Origin of the sequence: Ruoffia sp. FAM 26255 (assembly GCF_045528525.1) — a bacterium.
GTDB lineage: Bacteria > Bacillota > Bacilli > Lactobacillales > Aerococcaceae > Ruoffia > Ruoffia tabacinasalis.
In genome coordinates this window covers 1-17,365 of the sequence record NZ_JBGQQX010000025.1, presented here as the reverse complement: position 1 = coordinate 17,365, position 17,365 = coordinate 1, and the positions used below count along the sequence as shown (strand labels likewise).

Annotated in this window: 16 protein-coding genes and 1 riboswitch; all 16 genes read left to right on the top strand. The window is 35.8% G+C overall.

What is annotated here, in order from left to right; genetic code table 11:
* Positions 1-4: 4 nt before the first annotated feature.
* On the top strand, positions 5-442 hold the full coding sequence (gene msrB / locus ACEN31_RS06325; protein WP_138403700.1) for a peptide-methionine (R)-S-oxide reductase MsrB: 438 nt from the start codon (positions 5-7) through the stop codon (positions 440-442).
* Positions 443-449: 7 nt separating this feature from the next.
* Positions 450-1,049, top strand: coding sequence for a Holliday junction branch migration protein RuvA (ruvA, locus tag ACEN31_RS06320; RefSeq protein WP_138403701.1), 600 nt, complete (start codon positions 450-452; stop codon positions 1,047-1,049).
* Between the two features lie 15 nt (positions 1,050-1,064).
* The gene (gene ruvB / locus ACEN31_RS06315) at positions 1,065-2,087 is read left to right on the top strand and encodes a Holliday junction branch migration DNA helicase RuvB (protein ID WP_197103279.1); all 1,023 of its coding nucleotides are present in this window, start codon (positions 1,065-1,067) and stop codon (positions 2,085-2,087) included.
* 1 nt (position 2,088) lies between these two features.
* Entirely contained in the window at positions 2,089-3,123 is a 1,035-nt protein-coding gene (gene queA, locus ACEN31_RS06310; protein ID WP_138403703.1) for a tRNA preQ1(34) S-adenosylmethionine ribosyltransferase-isomerase QueA, read from the top strand.
* Between the two features lie 122 nt (positions 3,124-3,245).
* Complete coding sequence (locus ACEN31_RS06305) at positions 3,246-6,602, top strand: DNA polymerase III subunit alpha (protein ID WP_407108956.1); 3,357 nt, start codon at positions 3,246-3,248, stop codon at positions 6,600-6,602.
* A gap of 164 nt (positions 6,603-6,766) precedes the next feature.
* Positions 6,767-7,741, top strand: coding sequence for an ATP-dependent 6-phosphofructokinase (locus ACEN31_RS06300; RefSeq protein ID WP_407108964.1), 975 nt, complete (start codon positions 6,767-6,769; stop codon positions 7,739-7,741).
* A 33-nt stretch (positions 7,742-7,774) separates the two neighbouring features.
* On the top strand, positions 7,775-9,532 hold the full coding sequence (gene pyk / locus ACEN31_RS06295) for a pyruvate kinase (protein ID WP_407108963.1): 1,758 nt from the start codon (positions 7,775-7,777) through the stop codon (positions 9,530-9,532).
* Positions 9,533-9,736: 204 nt separating this feature from the next.
* A complete protein-coding gene (locus ACEN31_RS06290) occupies positions 9,737-10,597 on the top strand; it encodes a S1 RNA-binding domain-containing protein (protein WP_197103283.1) in 861 nt (286 codons plus the stop codon).
* A gap of 15 nt (positions 10,598-10,612) precedes the next feature.
* The gene (xerD, locus tag ACEN31_RS06285) at positions 10,613-11,509 is read left to right on the top strand and encodes a site-specific tyrosine recombinase XerD (protein ID WP_407108955.1); all 897 of its coding nucleotides are present in this window, start codon (positions 10,613-10,615) and stop codon (positions 11,507-11,509) included.
* Between the two features lie 12 nt (positions 11,510-11,521).
* The gene (deoB, locus tag ACEN31_RS06280; RefSeq protein WP_407108954.1) at positions 11,522-12,691 is read left to right on the top strand and encodes a phosphopentomutase; all 1,170 of its coding nucleotides are present in this window, start codon (positions 11,522-11,524) and stop codon (positions 12,689-12,691) included.
* A 14-nt stretch (positions 12,692-12,705) separates the two neighbouring features.
* Positions 12,706-13,506 (top strand): purine-nucleoside phosphorylase, encoded by an 801-nt coding sequence (locus ACEN31_RS06275; protein WP_407108953.1) that lies wholly within the window; start codon positions 12,706-12,708, stop codon positions 13,504-13,506.
* Positions 13,507-13,736: 230 nt separating this feature from the next.
* On the top strand, positions 13,737-14,144 hold the full coding sequence (locus ACEN31_RS06270) for a GNAT family N-acetyltransferase (RefSeq protein WP_197103291.1): 408 nt from the start codon (positions 13,737-13,739) through the stop codon (positions 14,142-14,144).
* Between the two features lie 27 nt (positions 14,145-14,171).
* On the top strand, positions 14,172-14,918 hold the full coding sequence (locus ACEN31_RS06265) for a ScpA family protein (protein WP_138403710.1): 747 nt from the start codon (positions 14,172-14,174) through the stop codon (positions 14,916-14,918).
* A 5-nt stretch (positions 14,919-14,923) separates the two neighbouring features.
* A complete protein-coding gene (scpB, locus tag ACEN31_RS06260) occupies positions 14,924-15,532 on the top strand; it encodes an SMC-Scp complex subunit ScpB (RefSeq protein WP_138403711.1) in 609 nt (202 codons plus the stop codon).
* A gap of 4 nt (positions 15,533-15,536) precedes the next feature.
* Complete coding sequence (locus ACEN31_RS06255) at positions 15,537-16,259, top strand: pseudouridine synthase (protein ID WP_138403712.1); 723 nt, start codon at positions 15,537-15,539, stop codon at positions 16,257-16,259.
* An 81-nt stretch (positions 16,260-16,340) separates the two neighbouring features.
* Positions 16,341-16,460, top strand: a riboswitch (FMN riboswitch).
* 113 nt (positions 16,461-16,573) lie between these two features.
* Positions 16,574-17,179, top strand: a complete 606-nt coding sequence (locus ACEN31_RS06250) for an ECF transporter S component (RefSeq protein ID WP_138403713.1) — start codon at positions 16,574-16,576, stop codon at positions 17,177-17,179.
* Positions 17,180-17,365 lie beyond the last annotated feature (186 nt).

Here is a 17,365-nt window from a genome sequence, read left to right as displayed (position 1 = left end):
GATAATGGCTAAATTAGATTATCAAGAACAAATTAAAAATTTAAATGAAACTCAATATCAAGTAACACAAAACGAAGGAACAGAAAGACCTTTCACGGGTGAGTATGATGACTTTTATGAAAAAGGCATTTATGTAGATATCGTAAGTGGTGAACCTTTATTCTCAAGTAGTACTAAATATGATGCGGGTTGCGGATGGCCATCATTCTCACAACCAATCACGAAGACAAATATTGTCGAAAATACTGATTTAAGTCATGGGATGGTTAGAACTGAAGTGAGAAGTACCGATGCTGATTCACATCTAGGACATGTATTTAACGATGGGCCACAAGATCAAGGTGGCTTACGTTATTGTATTAACTCAGCCTCATTAAAATTCATTCCTTTTGAAGAGATGGATGAAGCGGGTTACAGTGAATACAAAAGCCAGGTGGAGTAATTAGACTATGTATGAATTTATAGAAGGAATATTATACTCTGTTACACCACAATATATTGTTATCAATGTTAATGGGATTGGCTATAAAATTATTACAGCCAATCCTTTTCGTTGGCAAGACTACTTAAGTCAAACAGTTCAATGTCAAGTTGAGTTAGTTACTCGAGAAGATTCAATGACTTTATACGGTTTTTATGATGCGAATGAAAAACAATTGTTCCACAAGTTGAATAAAGTGTCCGGGATTGGACCTAAAAGTGCTTTATCTATCTTAGCTTTAGATGATCATGATGGCTTAATTCAAGCGATTGAATCAGGAGACAGCCAATATCTCACGAAGTTTCCAGGTGTGGGTAAAAAGACAGCCCAGCAAATGGTCCTAGACTTGAGAGGACAATTAGACTTTGCCTCTGAAGTAGCTAAGAGTGACACAACACAAAACACAAGTGCATCAGATGAGATTAATGAGAAAGTCATCGAAGCGCTCGAAGGCCTTGGTTACTCGCAACGTGAAATTAAACGCGTTGAGAAAGCGATAAAAGCTGAGCAGTTTAACTCAACCCAAGACGGCTTGAGTTATGCCTTCAAATTATTAATTAAAAACTAACAAGGAGGGCAGAGTATGAGTCATGAAGACCGTATTTTACAAAACGAACCGTTAAATGAAGCAGAAGAAATGCAAGAGCAATTACTGCTTCGACCAAAATTACTCAAAGATTATATTGGTCAAGACAAATTAAAAAAAGAATTATCAGTCTATTTACAAGCAGCTAAAATGCGTGAAGAAGCGTTAGACCATATTTTAGTTTATGGCCCTCCAGGCTTAGGTAAAACAACATTAGCGATGATTATTGCGAATGAGTTAGAAGTCGGAATACAAACAACGAGTGGGCCAGCCATAGAAAGACCTGGGGATTTATTAGCAATATTGAATGAGTTAAATCCAGGAGACGTTCTCTTTATCGATGAGATTCATCGGCTGCCTCGTATTATAGAGGAAGTATTGTATTCTGCGATGGAAGATTATTTTGTTGATATTGTTATTGGACAAGGTTCAGCAAGTCAGCCAATCCACTTTGAATTGCCACCGTTCACACTGATTGGAGCAACAACGAGAGCAGGAATGCTTTCGCAACCTTTAAGAGACCGATTTGGGATTGTGTCTCATTTGGAATATTATAATACGGATGATTTAAAAGCGATTGTTAATCGAACAGCGAATGTCTTCCAAATTGAGATTGATGATCATGGCGCTCAAGAAATTGCCTTAAGAAGCCGAGGGACACCCCGTATTGCGAATCGTTTACTTAGACGTGTGCGAGATTTTGCACAAGTTAAAAGTAATGGTAGAATAACTCAATCAGTGACAGATGAATCTCTGCAAGTCCTTGATATTGATGAGTACGGACTTGATGGAGTTGATCGTAAATTACTGTCAACTATGATTGAATTGTATGATGGTGGACCGGTCGGCTTAAGTACGATTGCGATAAACATCAGTGAAGATACTGAGACAGTCATTGATATGTACGAGCCGTACTTATTACAGAACGGCTTTATCCAAAGAACACCCAGAGGCCGAGTGGCAACTAAAAAAACTTATGAACACTTAGGCTACCCATGGATGGAAACGAAAGAGGAATAGAATGTTAACGACAAAAGATTTTGATTATGAATTACCAGAGCATTTAATTGCTCAAACACCCCTAGAAGACCGAAGCGCTTCGCGACTTTTAGTTCTTAATAGAGAAGATGACACACTTGAAGACACTGACTTTAAACATATCTTAGATTATTTAAACCCTGGAGATGCTTTAGTAGTCAATGAGACGCGAGTGATTCCAGCACGCATCTTTGGTGTGAAACCAGATACTGGTGGACATTTAGAAGTATTACTTCTAAATAATACTCAAGGGAACGAATGGGAAGTGTTAGTGAAACACGCTCGTCGTGCTAAAGTTGGAACGGTCATCGAATTTGGTAAAGAAGCTCAACTTCGCGCAGTAGTTAAAGAAGAGTTAGATCATGGTGGACGTATTATTGAATTTGAATACGAAGGTGTCTTTTTAGAAATATTAGAAACATTAGGTCAAATGCCACTGCCACCTTATATCAAAGAAAGACTCGAAGATCCAGATCGTTATCAAACGGTTTATGCAAAAGAAAACGGATCAGCCGCAGCTCCAACAGCGGGTCTACATTTTACGAATGAGTTATTTGATCAAGCAAAAGAAAAAGGAATCGAAATTATTCCATTAACGTTACATGTTGGTTTAGGAACTTTTAGACCTGTATCGGTAGAGAAGCTTGAAGAGCATGAAATGCACGCTGAATTTTATAATTTAAGTGCTGAAAGTGCTAAACGCATTAATAAAATAAAAGACAACGGTGGAAAAATTGTTGCGGTTGGAACAACCTCAGTCAGAACTTTAGAAACCATTGCTCACGATAATAATGGAGACATTAAAGCAGGCTCAGGATGGACTTCCATCTTTATTACTCCTGGCTATGAGTTTCAAGCGGTGGATCATTTAATAACGAACTTCCACTTACCTCAATCGACGCTAGTTATGCTAGTCAGTGCCTTCTATAATCGAGAACGAACACTGCAAGCTTATAGACATGCGGTAGACAATGAATATCGATTCTTTAGTTTTGGAGATGCGATGTTAATTCTGTAAGTAAATTAGAGCGCTTTGTTGGATAAAACCAACAAGGCGTTTTTTCTCGCTCAAAGATTGAGGATAGAGGGAATAGGAGTGATATGGTATGATATTGACGAGAATGATTAGGAGGTGATCCGATGTTATTGAATGTACAAAGTGAGTATTCACTTTTGAGTAGTACGTTAAGAATCAATGATTATATTAAAGAAGCGAAACGGTTAGGTTATGATGCGATTGGTTTAGCTGATAATCAAGTGCTTCATGGAGCGTTACAATTTTATAAACGCGCGAATAAAATGGGTTTAAAGCCTTTAATAGGTTTAAACCTTACATTAATTGGCGGTATCAGACAAGACGAGCGTTACCCATTTATGCTCTATGCAAAGAGTGAAGCGGGTTATCACCATCTAATTAAAATATCAAGAATGGTTGAAAATAATCACATCGATGATTTAGACGTTTGGACTTATCTTGAACAACAAGCCACTGATTTAGTATATATATCATCGGGAAGACTGAGTGAGATGGAACAAGCCATTATTCATGAAGATGACAATCATGGCAGAGAAATAGTGACGTATCTTAATCAAGTATTCGGGAAAAATCATGTATTTATGGGAATGACCATCTATCCATACAATAAATCCGAAGTTGAGATGTTGTCACATTTTGCTCAAGCAAATCATATCCAACAAGTGGCAGCTCAATTAGTGAATTCATTAAATGTAGATGAAGCTTTCAGTTTACAAATCCTTGAAGCCATTAAAGACAATGAAACGATTGATCATTCACTAAGGTATTCAAAAGGATCAAACTTCTTATTTCCAAAAGAAACACTTCGATCAATGTATGTTGATAACGGATTACAAGAAGTTTGGGATAATACAGAAAAACTCGTAGCAACATTGAATGTGTCTATTGATTCGAGCCAATCTTATTTACCAAAGTATCAAGCCCCTGATAATTTAACGTCAGCGGAATATGTCAAAGCATTGACTTTCAAACAACTAGATACCATTGGTAAGGGTCAAGATGAAATATATATCCAACAATTAAATCATGAATTACAAGTCATTGACCGAATGGGCTTCAGTGATTACTTCTTAATTGTATGGGATATTATTAAATATTGTCACGAGAAAAATATTCGTATTGGACCAGGTAGGGGTTCTGCAGCGGGTTCATTAGTCAGCTATTTATTACAAATTACTCTAGTTGACCCTATCGAATTTGATTTATTATTTGAACGATTTTTAAACCCTGAACGATATAATATGCCCGATATTGATATTGATATTCCAGATAATAAAAGAGAATCAGTATTAAAATACATCCAAAAGAGATATGGGCATGAGCAAGTGGCTCAAATTGTGACGATGGGAACCTTTGGTGCGAAAGCTTCGGTTCGAGATACTTTACGTGTCATTGGAGCGGATAGTGACCAATTAAAACGCTGGTCGCAAGCCATACCATCTGATCAAAATCAGTTAATGACCTTAGAGCGAGCAGTCAAAGAATCCAATTCCTTACAAGCAATTGTTTCAGAAAGCGAATTTAATCGAGACATCTTTAAAGCGGCACAAACTATCGAAGGGTTGCCTCGACATAACTCAACCCATGCGGCAGCAGTAGTGATTAATGATTTTCCGCTTGATTCGATTATTCCCGTTAAAGACCGTGAGAATGACTTGTTGATCACACAGTTTACAATGAACGATGTCGAACAAATGGGCTTACTGAAGATGGATTTTTTAGGATTAAGAAACTTAACAATTCTAGATAATATTATCCGTAATATTAAAACAAATAAAAACATCGATATCTTAGCCCAGGACATTCCGATGAATGATTTTGAAACGATTAAACTGTTTCAAGAAGCCGATACAAATGGTGTGTTTCAGTTTGAATCAGACGGAATTAAAGATGTTTTAAAACGACTGAAGCCAGAAAACTTTGAAGGTATTGTCGCTGTTAACGCCCTGTATCGACCAGGTCCTATGAAACAAATTGATTCTTTTATTCGAAGAAAGCATGGCAAAGAAAAAATTGAGTACGTTAATGATGTCCTGGAACCTATATTGAATACGACTTATGGAATTATCGTCTATCAAGAGCAAGTCATGCGGATTGTTGTTGATATGGCTGGATTTTCTCTAGGAGAAGCGGATATATTACGTCGCGCTATGGGGAAAAAGCAAGTAGATGTCATGGAGAAAGAACGAGAACACTTTGTCAATGGAGCAATCAATAAAGGTCATACAGAGCACGCTGCTAAAGAAGTTTACAATTATATATATGAATTTAGTAATTACGGGTTTAACCGAGCACATGCAGTTGTTTACTCAACATTAGCCTATCAATTAGCTTATTTAAAAGCCAATTATACAGAAGAATTTTATCAAGCGATACTGAACAATGGACGTTCACAATCAACATCCTATAATCATTATATTCAAGAAGCCAAACATAGATTACAAAAGTTATTACCATTGGATATAAATAAAAGTGGGGCAGGATTTAATGTTGATGAAGGATTGCGTATCGGGTTTAATTCAGTTAATGGTGTGAGAGGTGAGCTTATTGACCACATCTTGGAAGATCGAAGTCAAATGGGGACATATAAAAGTCTATTAAACTTTCTACAAAGATTACCACTCAAGTTATTAAAAGCAGAGATGATATCGCCATTAATTTATGCCGGAGCTTTTGATAGTTTCGGAGCGAATCGAGCCACTTTAGTACACAATTTATCTGCCATGATTCAATCCGTTGAGTTTAGTGGACAAAATATTAATTTATTTCAAGAAATGGAACCAAAAATTGATTGGAAAGAAGATTATTCACTAATAGAAAGATTAAATTACGAAAAAGAAGCTCTAGGATTTACGATTTCTGGGCATCCACTTGACGCTTATAAAGATATTATTGAAAATGATCCAGATTTTATTAATATTTCCCAAGCCTTGAAGTCACCATTAAAGAAAAAAATAAAACTGATTGCGATGGTTCAAAATGTAAAAGTAATTCGAACTAAGAAAAATGATTTAATGGCTTTCTCTACAATTGGGGATGAATTCTACTCTGTTGATGTGGTTGTTTTCCCAACGATTTATCAAAAAAGTATGCAATTACTGAAAGAGAATAATATATTAATTGTCGAAGGTACGGTAGGTGTTGACCGGCGCGAAAATTTACAAATCGTCGTTGATGCATTAAAACCCGTCAGTGAATATAAAAATAATCAGAAAACACCGCAACAAACGAATACCATTCGTCGTTGTTTTATACAAATAGAAGATTTCGCTCAAGACCAAGCAAAAATTGAGAATGTGAAGCAATTAGCCTTGGACAATTTTGGGCCAGCAGATATCATTTTAGTGGACCGAAATCGACGAACAATTCAATTAGATTCGCCCTATACGATTAGTTATAGTTACCGAGTGCAACAACAACTGAAAGAAATCTTCGGTCAAGAACGGGTAGTTTTTAAATAAATCATTGAATTACTGATGTTAAAGCAATGAAATGAAAATGAAAACGCTGCTTTCATAAAAAAAGAAATGAAATGATATGACTTTATATATGAATAATGATAAAATAACGGCAGTGGTAAAAATCTTACCAATCTGTATTATTGAATTAGAGGTGGAAAATGGAAATCAAACGTATTGCCGTTTTAACAAGTGGTGGTGATGCACCTGGTATGAACGCAGCTGTTCGTGCAGTTGTTGAGCAGGGGATTCATCATGGTTTAGAAGTTTATGGAGTATACTATGGTTATCGTGGTTTAGTAGAAGGGGATTTCCGACTACTAACACTCTCAGATGTGCATCATAACATTCGCCGTGGGGGAACAATGTTATATTCAGCACGCTATCCTGAATTTAGACACAAAGAGTATCAAGAAAAAGCAATTAGCCAATTAGAAAAATTTGGTATTGATGCTTTAGTGGTTATTGGTGGTGACGGATCATTTGCCGGAGCTTTAAGTTTATCTAAATTAGGTTTCCCAGCTGTAGGAATTCCAGGAACAATCGATAATGATATCCCTGGAACAGAATACACTATTGGATTTGATTCAGCTGTCAGTGTCGCCTTAGACGCGATCGATAAAATTTCAGATACGGCTGCTTCACATAACCGTACTTTTGTTGTAGAAGTAATGGGAAGACACGCCGGAGATATTGCGATTTGGGCGGGAGTAGCTGCGGGTGCAGATGCAATTATTATACCTGAAGAAGAATTTTTAATTGAAGATGTTGTTCGCCGTACGGAAGCAGGACGCTCAGCAGGTAAAGATTATTCACTTGTTGTTCTAGCTGAAGGGGCGATGGATGTTGACAATTTCGTTGAACAATTCCAAGTATTAGCGCCGGATCAAAGTGTCCGCGGTGTTACATTATCACATATCCAACGTGGTGGAACACCTACTGCACGTGACCGTGTTTTCGCAACATTAATGGGAGCTCGATCTGTTGATTTATTAATCGAAGGTCAAAAAGCTATCTACTTAGGTGTTCGTGAAGAGCAATTAACTGTATTTGATATTGTAGAAACTTTAGAAAAAACTGAACACCATGTTAGACAAGATCTATTCCAATTAAATCAAGAATTAACTGATCGTGGAAACTAAATTTAATTAAAAGGGGAAATAATATCAATGAATATTAAAAAAACTAAAATTGTTTGTACTTTAGGACCAGCAAGTGACGCTCAAGAAACAATGGAGCAATTAATTGAATCTGGAATGAACGTTGCTCGTTTTAACTTCTCACATGGTGATCATGAAGAGCAATTAGTTCGTTTCAACACTTTAAAAGCTGCTCGTGAAGCAACTAAACAAAACGTAGGTATCTTATTAGATACTAAAGGACCAGAAATCAGAACTCATTTAATGGCAACAGATATCGTTACTTTAGAAAAAGGTAAAACTGTTCGAATTTCTATGGAAGAAGTTGCTGGTACCGAAGAAAGATTCTCTGTATCTTACGACCAATTAATTAATGACGTTAAAGTTGGCGGACACATCTTATTAGATGATGGTTTAGTTGATTTATTAGTTACTGAAATCGACCATGAAAATGGCGACATCGTAACAGAAATCCAAAACAACGGAATTCTTAAATCTCGTAAAGGTGTAAACGTACCTAACGTTTCACTTAACTTACCAGGTATTACTGAAAAAGATGAAAAAGATATTCGTTTCGGAGTACGCGAAGGAGCTGACTTTATTGCAGCAAGTTTCGTACGTCGTGCATCAGACGTTATGGAAATTCGTCAAGTACTTGAAGAAGAAGGACGTCCTAATGTTAAGATTATTTCTAAGATTGAAAACCAAGAAGGTGTAGACAACTTAGATGAAATTTTAGAAGTTTCTGATGGTATCATGGTTGCACGTGGTGACTTAGGGGTAGAAATCCCAACGCCAGAAGTTCCAATTGTGCAAAAACACATCATCAAAAAATGTAATGAAGCAGGTAAAGTTGTAATTACTGCAACTCAAATGCTAGATTCAATGCAAAGTAATCCTCGTCCAACACGTGCCGAAGCCGGAGACGTTGCGAACGCAATCTTTGATGGAACAGACGCTGTCATGTTATCAGGTGAAACTGCCGCAGGTGATTACCCAGTTGAAGCTGTTAAAACAATGTCAAGTATTGCATTACGTACTGAAGAAGCATTAGTTGGTCAAGATGCGGTTACTCTTAAAGAATATGACAAACGTGACTTAACTGAAGCGATTGGTCAAGCTGTAGGACATACTGCACGTAACTTAGCTATTAATACAATTGTAGCAGCGACAAGTTCTGGACATACTGCTCAAATGATTTCTAAATACCGTCCACAAGCTAATATTATTGCAGCGACATTCGATAACGAAATTAGTCGTTCATTAACATTAACATGGGGAGTACAAGCTTTCGAAATCGAAGCACCAGGATCAACAGATGAGATGTTAGACTCAGCAACTCAATTGGTTCAAGAAAAAGGCTTTGCAAATGAAGGTGACTTAATTATCATCACTGCAGGTGTTCCAGTAACTGAATCTGGTACAACTAACTTAATGAAGATCCAATTAATCGGAACATTGTTAGGGCAAGGTGAAGGTGTTGGTAGCGGAAACTACATCGGTAAAGCTGTTATTGCAAACTCTGCTGAAGAAGCAAATATTAAAACAGTTGTTGGTTCAGTATTAGTTGCTAAAAACACAGATGCTGATTACTCTGAAGCAATCAATAAAGCTGGAGCAATTATTGTTGAAGAAGGTGGAATTACTTCTCACGCTGCAGTTGTTGGACTTGAACGTGGAATTCCAGTTATTGTTGCAGTTGAAGGAGCATTATCTTCAATTAAAGCTGACGAATTAGTTACAGTAGATGCTCGTCGTGGACGCATTTACCGTGGAGCAACAGTAAGTATCTAATCTTACATTTTAATTAAGAGCACCATCAAATCTACGTATTTTAACTTCGATTTGATGGTGCTCATTTTTTATGAATTTGCGCATAAAATACAAGTAACAAAGATTATAAAGGATATATAATGGATGTTTAAGAAGAAATCCATGTCGACTTTATGTTAAAATAGAAATTAAATAGCAGTAAAAATTATAAGAAGGAGGGCTTAAATGGTTCAATTTGGAGAAATAATTGAAGCAAAAATTATAGATGAAAATGATCTAAATTATTTTGCCCAAAAAGACGGGATTACATTTACTATCCCAAAGGATTCTACTGAAGAAACTTATGAAAATGGTGAAATAGTAGAGGGATTAATCTATCAAGATAAAGACGAGACGAACATCTTGCAAGTAGAATTACCAGATATTCGTCCAGGTTATTATGGTTGGGGAAGAGTCATTCAATCAATATATAGTCTTGGAATTTTCGTTGATGTTGGTTTAATTAATAAAGACGTCGTAGTATCTCTGGATGATTTACCAGAAGATAATAAAAAATGGCCTCGTCACGGAGATAAGTTATACTTAACATATCAAGTTGATAATAAAGACCGTTTTTGGGGTGTTCTAGCACAAGAAGAGGATTTTAATAAATTAAAACGCAAAGCACCAGCCCGTATGATGAATCAGGAAGTTAGTGCAACAGTAATAAGCAATAAAGGTGTGGGTGTTCAAGCGATATCTGTCGAAGGTTTCGAGATATTTGTTCATGAAAGTGAAATGGAACACCGACTTCGTGTAGGTGAGCCAGTACAATTAAGAATTATTCATGTTCATAAAGATGGTACTTTAAATGGATCTGCGAAACCACGTGCTTTTGAAGCATTAGATGATGATTCAGAAATGATTTATGCGGTCTTAAGTAAGACACCTGATAAATTCTTACCTCTACACGATAAATCAGATCCTGAGGAAATCAAAAATTATTTAGGGTTGAGTAAATCACAATTCAAACGTGCCGTTGGAAGATTGATGAAGAACGGCCGTGTTACACAAGAGAAGGAAAAAGGAATTTTTCTGAAGGATTAATATAGGAGTGATTGAATGGATGAATTAATAGATGATTACGAACGTTATTTATTGATTGACCAAGGAAAATCACAAAACACCATCCAAAGTTACATGAGAGATTTGAAGAAGTTTGTTACATTTATTAATGAACAGGAACTTGTCGAAATTAATAATATTAATAAAGACACAATCCAATTGTATATTATAAGCCTAAACAAAGCGGGATTTGCAGCAAGTACAACGAATCGAATGATTTCGACTTTAAAAAACTTTTTCCATTATTTAATTAGGGAACAAAAGATGGATCATAACCCGATGGATCTAATCCAAGGGGCAAAGAATCGAAAACATTTACCAAAAACGTTGAGTTCAAAAGAAATTGATCGTTTACTTGACTCACCGGACGCGGAAACTAATAATGGTATTCGTGACCGCGCCATTTTAGAAGTCATGTATGCATCTGGTTTGCGAGTGAGTGAATTAACACATTTAAAGATGAATGAACTTCATTTGGAATTAGGTTTTATACAGACAATCGGTAAAGGGGATAAAGAACGAATTATTCCCATCGGTGAAGAAGCACTATTTTGGATTAAAAAGTATCTTGAGGAAGTTTATCCAGTTTATTCTAAAAAATCGACCGATTCTACCATTCTATTCTTAACCCAACGCGGTAAACAATTTACCCGTCAAGGAATTTGGAAAAATTTAAAAAAATATGTGAACTTGGCTGGAATCGACCACGAAGTGTCACCTCATATTTTGCGCCATTCTTTTGCGACACATTTGTTAGAGAATGGGGCCGATTTAAGAATGGTACAAGAACTACTTGGTCATTCAGACATTTCCACCACACAAATTTATACTCATGTATCCAAACAGCGACTACAAGAAATATATCGTAACTCATTTCCAAGAGCGATAGATTAAAGGAGTAAAAATATGACATTTGATAGAATACATTTATTAGTTATGGACTCAGTAGGTATTGGAGAAGCAGCAGACGCCAAAGAATTTGGTGATGTTGGCTCAAATACTTTAGGTAATATTGCAAACACGGTTGGTTTAAAATTACCAAACTTAACAAAAATGGGGTTAGGTAATATAGCGCCACTTAAAGGCATCGATCCAGTTGAAAACTCTACTGCGTATTTTACTAAATTGGAAGAAGTATCTGCAGGTAAAGATACAATGACTGGACATTGGGAAATCATGGGTCTTCGTATTGACCAACCATTCCGAGTGTTTCCGGACGGCTTCCCAGATGAATTGATTGAGAAGATTGAAACTTTTTCTGGGCGCAAAATTATCGGGAATAAACCAGCGTCTGGAACTGAAATTTTAGATGAATTAGGGCAACACCAAATTGAAACAGGTGATTTAATTGTCTACACATCAGCGGACTCGGTTCTACAAATTGCCGCTCATGAAGAAGTAATTCCATTAGAAGAATTATACAAAATTTGTGAGTACGCAAGAGAAATTACTTTAGAAGATCCTTATATGATTGGTCGAATTATTGCACGTCCATATCTAGGTGAAGAGGGTAATTTTGAAAGAACGAGTAATAGACATGATTACGCGTTAAGTCCTTTTGGAAACACAACTTTAGATTACTTGAAAGACGAATCTTTTGATGTTATTTCTATTGGTAAAATCGAAGATATCTTTAACGGTCAAGGAATTACTGAAGGTCACCGAACTGAAAGTAATATGGATGGTGTTGGCAAATTAATTAAAGTGATGGATAAAGACTTTAAAGGCTTGAGCTTTACGAATCTAGTTGATTTTGACGCTAAATTCGGTCACCGTCGTAATACACAAGGATATGCAGACGCATTAGAAGATTTTGATGCACGCATTCCAGAAATGATTGACCACTTAGCAGAGAATGACTTATTAATTATTACTGCTGATCATGGAAATGATCCAACTTTCTCTGGAACCGATCATACACGTGAATATGTTCCAGTATTAGTTTATAGCAAAGCGATTAAAGAACCGAAAGAATTAGACGCAACATACTTCAGTGATATCGCTGCGACAATTTCTGCTAACTTCTCAGTGAAGCAAACTGAAGAAGGACAATCATTCTTAGACCAATTAAAATAAAAGGGGTATAAACTATGTTTACAGAAGCTATTGATTATATTAAAAGTAAAGGAATCACAGAACCAAAAGTAGGCTTGATTTTAGGATCAGGTTTAGGTGATTTAGCTGATGAAATTGAAGAGTCTATTCAACTTGATTATTCAGATATTCCAAATTTCCCAGTGTCAACAGTTGAAGGACATGACGGGAAATTAGTATATGGAACACTTGCTGGGAAAAAAGTTATCGCTTTAAAAGGACGTTTTCATTATTATGAAGGCTATGACTTAGACAAAGTAACATTCCCTGTGCGTATCTTTAAAGAATTAGGTGTTGAATCAGTTATTATTACAAACGCTGCAGGCGGAGTAAATGAATCATTTAATCCAGGTGATTTAATGATTATTACTGACCACTTGAACTTTACGGGCTCTAACCCACTGATTGGTCAAAATATTAGCGAACATGGACCACGTTTTGTAGACATGACCGAAACATATAGTCAACGCGGTCAACAATTATTAAAAGACATTGCCAAAGATAATGACTTCCCGATTAAAGAAGGCGTTTATACTTGGTTTACAGGACCAACATATGAAACACCTGCTGAAATAAAAGCAACACGCGTGATGGGTGGAGATGCCGTTGGAATGTCAACTGTACCAGAAGCCATTGTTGCAAAACATTGTGGTTTAGAAGTATTTGGTATTTCTTGTATTACCAATCTAGCTGCTGGTATGCAAGCTGCATTGAATCACGAAGAAGTTGTAGAAGTTTCTACTAAAGTAAAACCAAGATTTAAATTACTTATTACAGAATTAATCAATCAAATTTAACCAATGCATTTGGAAAAAGACAGGGTAAATTTATAATGAGAAGATTTGTTTTGAAAGTGGCCAATTTTATATCTATGTCTACTAAAAAAACGAATTGAATTATAAAGGTATATCATGTCTTTTTTCAATGTGTTTGTTCATATATAGAATCAACTTAATATGCAATTTCTTGAAATAATTATCATAACATGGTAATATCACTCAAGTGATTAAGGGACGAGGAGGTTTCCATGTTAATTAGTTCAAAAAATAAAAACGAAAAAATTATATTAGGGTTACTTTCTTATACTTATGACGATGAGAAAGCGAATTTAAGTGAAATGAGCAATCTATTAGAGTCATACCGAGAGGATCCTAATTTTGATATTTTATTATATAAAAATGATGAAAGTGATAATTTTATCGGATTAATATGTATTGAAAAAAATACGTTAGAGTCTCAAAATGAAGATACACCATCATCGACAACGATTATCGTACATCGAATTGCGGTTGTGCCTTCTTTCAGAGATGAAGGTATCGGTTATAAAATGTATGAATTACTGCGTAAGCAACACCCTAATGCGACGGTTATTGGATCGATGAATACGGTGGATATCTTAGCTAAATGGAGTACAAAATATAATCAGTCATTATAGAATTTACGAATGTAATGGGGAGATTGTTTGCAAAACACAGAATTAAGAATTGAATTAGAGTCATTTCAAGGTCCTTTTGACTTACTACTTCATTTGATTAAGCAGATGGAAGTAGATATCAATGATATTCCCATGACTGCGATAACCAATCAATATATCAAGTATATTGAGGCAATGAATGAGTTAGAATTAGATATTATTGGAGAATATTTGGTTATGGCTGCGACGTTGCTAGAGATTAAAAGTAATATCTTACTTCCGATTGAGCCAAGTCCAGATTATGAAGAAGATTACGATGAGGGCGATCCACGAGATATTCTTGTTCAACAATTGCTTTTATACCAACAATTTCAAACCGTCGCGACTCAATTACAAATCAAACAAGATGAGAGGGCGCGACTATTTTCACGTCCGATGGCTGATTTAAGTTCGTATCAAGAATTTGTCCCATTAGATGAAGATGCACTTTCACTGACTGATTTAGCTGAGGCGATGGCCAGTGTTGTTGAAAAAGCAGCGAGTCGAGAACCACTTGAAAGGCAAATTCAACATGAATCATTAACGGTCTCAGATCAGATGGATAAGATTATGGCCGCATTTCAATTTGATACAGATAATGATTCAGTGACTCTTGATCAATTTTTCCAATACGGAACACGTAATGAAATTATAACGACATTTTTAGCGATGTTGGAATTAGTAAGAAAGCAACATCTAATCTTTCTTCAAAAGAGTAAAGATGATCCAATCCAAATGAAGAAATTAGAGGAGTAAGATTTGTGAATGAGTTAATAAAGAGAGTATTTGGTATATTATTTGTAGCAGGTGATGACGGAGTGAGTCGGCAAGAGTTGGCTCAAAGTTTAGAAGAGCCAATAAGTAACATTGACGACTGTCTTGAACAGTTAAAACTTAATTTTCAAACGGATGATTCATCAGCGCTTGAAGTTGTCAATTTCAATCAAAGATACCGATTAATTACAAAAAAAGAATTGGCAGAAGATGTAGAAAAATATGCTCAAGCTCCATTTTCACAAAACTTAACAAGAGCATCGATTGAAACTTTATCAATCGTAGCCTATCGCCAACCAATTACGCGTATGGCTATTGACGAGATCAGAGGAGTTTCTTCGAGTAGTTTAATCCAGAAACTAATATCTCGAGATTTGATCAAAGAAATTGGAAGGATTGAAGCACCGGGGCGTCCCGTATTATATGGGGTAACCGATTACTTTATGGATTATTTTGGTTTAAAGACATTAGATGATTTACCAGAAATTGAACCCATTGCATTAAATGCAGAACTTTCCTCCGAAGAATTGTTTGACTTGAAAGAATGGCCAATTGAATTATATGACGAAGAAAATAATCAGAATGAGGATGAGTAACTAAATGGAAAGATTACAAAAAGCAATGGCGAATGCGGGTGTCGCAAGTCGTCGTAAAAGTGAAGATTTAATCGTAGATGGACATGTAAAAGTAAATGGTGAATTAGTAACGGAACTAGGTACAAAAGTATCTAAGACGGATGTTATTGAAGTAGATGGCGTTCCAATTTATAAAGAAGAACCAAAATACATTATGTTATATAAACCAAAAAACGTTATCAGTGCTGTGAGTGATCCCACTGACCGTCAAGTAGTTGTGGATTTTATTCATGGTGTAGAAGAACGTATTTATCCTATTGGACGATTAGATTTTGATACAACTGGATTAATTTTATTAACAAATGATGGTGATTTTGCGAACTTATTAACTCATCCACGCTATAATATTGATAAAGTATATATTGCAACGGTCAACGGTATTGTTGACACAAAAGCACTGACTAAATTAGAGCAAGGTGTTATGATTGACGGTAAGAAAACTTCTAAAGCCCGTGCGAAAGTTATTTCAACAAATAAAGACAAGAAAACATCCGTTGTACAGTTAACAATACATGAAGGGTGGAATCACCAAGTGAAAAATATGTTCGAAGCCGTAGGGCATGAAGTATATCGCTTGAAACGTGAAAGATTTTCATTCTTAGATTTAGGTACTTTACAGCCAGGCGAGTGGCGTGATTTAACAGCTTTTGAAGTGGATAAGTTAAAGAAAATTGCTTTAGATGATTAAGCTTCAAAATTTTGTGTGATTATTCACAAAGGACTTGCCATATTCAAATGAATATGCTAAGATATAATTAAATAAAATACAATACGTCTTCAGGGCAGGGTGTAATTCCCGACCGGTGGTAAAGTCCACGAACTCGAGGCATCGAGCTGATCTGGTGAAATTCCAGTACCGACAGTAAAGTCTGGATGGAAGAAGATTAAATGATATACACTTTTTTTGAGTATATTCTTTTAAAGTACGTCTTTTTACCCTGGGAAAAATTAGGGTGAGAAGGCGTACTTTTTTAGTCTTGGGACGAAAAAGGAGAAGAAAAAATGCAAAAAAGATCACAGGTTAGAACGATGATGTTGTTGGCTATATTAGGTGCTTGGGGAGTTATTTTGAGATTCTTTGAATTCCCGATTTTACCAGCTGCACCGTTTCTAAAGATTGATTTTAGTGATTTAGCTGTTCTAGTTGGAATGTTAATTCATGGACCAGTTGGTATTGTTGTAGTCGCGTTTATAAGGGATGCAATTAACTATATTTTACAAGGTGGGCAGGCAGGTTTTCCAATTGGGGCTTTCATGAGTTTCACTGCTTCAGTTGTCATGTTTATTCCGACACACTTTATTTTAAATTCGCTTAAGAAAGTTAATTGGAAATTTAAAGCTGTTTTAATGAGTATTACTCTGACAGTTGGTTTAGTTGTTTCAATGTCGTTAATTAATTATTATGTTGCATTGCCCATTTATACAACGGTGTTGAATTTCCCAATTGATGATTACTTCGGTTATATCCTGGCAGTTGTAGCACCATTTAACTTAATTAAAGGTATCTTTTTAAGTGCAGGCCAAATTTTAGTCATCAAAATCGTTCCAAACTTATTAAGAAAAAGAAATACTATTTATCCTGGATATAATTTATTGAAAACAAATTAAAACAAATAGCATATAAGCAGGCGAGTTGTTCACTTAAATTGTGAATTGCTCGCTTTTTAGGTTCTTGAATTTTTGGTGTTGGTGAGAGAAATCTCACTGACACCTTTTTTTGTATGTACACAAAAGCCAGTGAATTCCTATATAATAAAGTTACCATACATTACTAAAAGGAGAATTCACTTGGCT

Coding starts and splice junctions, on each gene's coding strand:
- ACEN31_RS06250 (WP_138403713.1), top strand. CDS start 16,574: ATGCAAAAAAGATCACAGGTTAGAACGATGATGTTGTTGGCTATATTA.
- ruvB (WP_197103279.1), top strand. CDS start 1,065: ATGAGTCATGAAGACCGTATTTTACAAAACGAACCGTTAAATGAAGCA.
- msrB (WP_138403700.1), top strand. CDS start 5: ATGGCTAAATTAGATTATCAAGAACAAATTAAAAATTTAAATGAAACT.
- deoB (WP_407108954.1), top strand. CDS start 11,522: ATGACATTTGATAGAATACATTTATTAGTTATGGACTCAGTAGGTATT.
- ACEN31_RS06290 (WP_197103283.1), top strand. CDS start 9,737: ATGGTTCAATTTGGAGAAATAATTGAAGCAAAAATTATAGATGAAAAT.
- ACEN31_RS06270 (WP_197103291.1), top strand. CDS start 13,737: ATGTTAATTAGTTCAAAAAATAAAAACGAAAAAATTATATTAGGGTTA.
- ACEN31_RS06305 (WP_407108956.1), top strand. CDS start 3,246: ATGTTATTGAATGTACAAAGTGAGTATTCACTTTTGAGTAGTACGTTA.
- queA (WP_138403703.1), top strand. CDS start 2,089: ATGTTAACGACAAAAGATTTTGATTATGAATTACCAGAGCATTTAATT.
- ACEN31_RS06255 (WP_138403712.1), top strand. CDS start 15,537: ATGGAAAGATTACAAAAAGCAATGGCGAATGCGGGTGTCGCAAGTCGT.
- ACEN31_RS06275 (WP_407108953.1), top strand. CDS start 12,706: ATGTTTACAGAAGCTATTGATTATATTAAAAGTAAAGGAATCACAGAA.
- ruvA (WP_138403701.1), top strand. CDS start 450: ATGTATGAATTTATAGAAGGAATATTATACTCTGTTACACCACAATAT.
- xerD (WP_407108955.1), top strand. CDS start 10,613: ATGGATGAATTAATAGATGATTACGAACGTTATTTATTGATTGACCAA.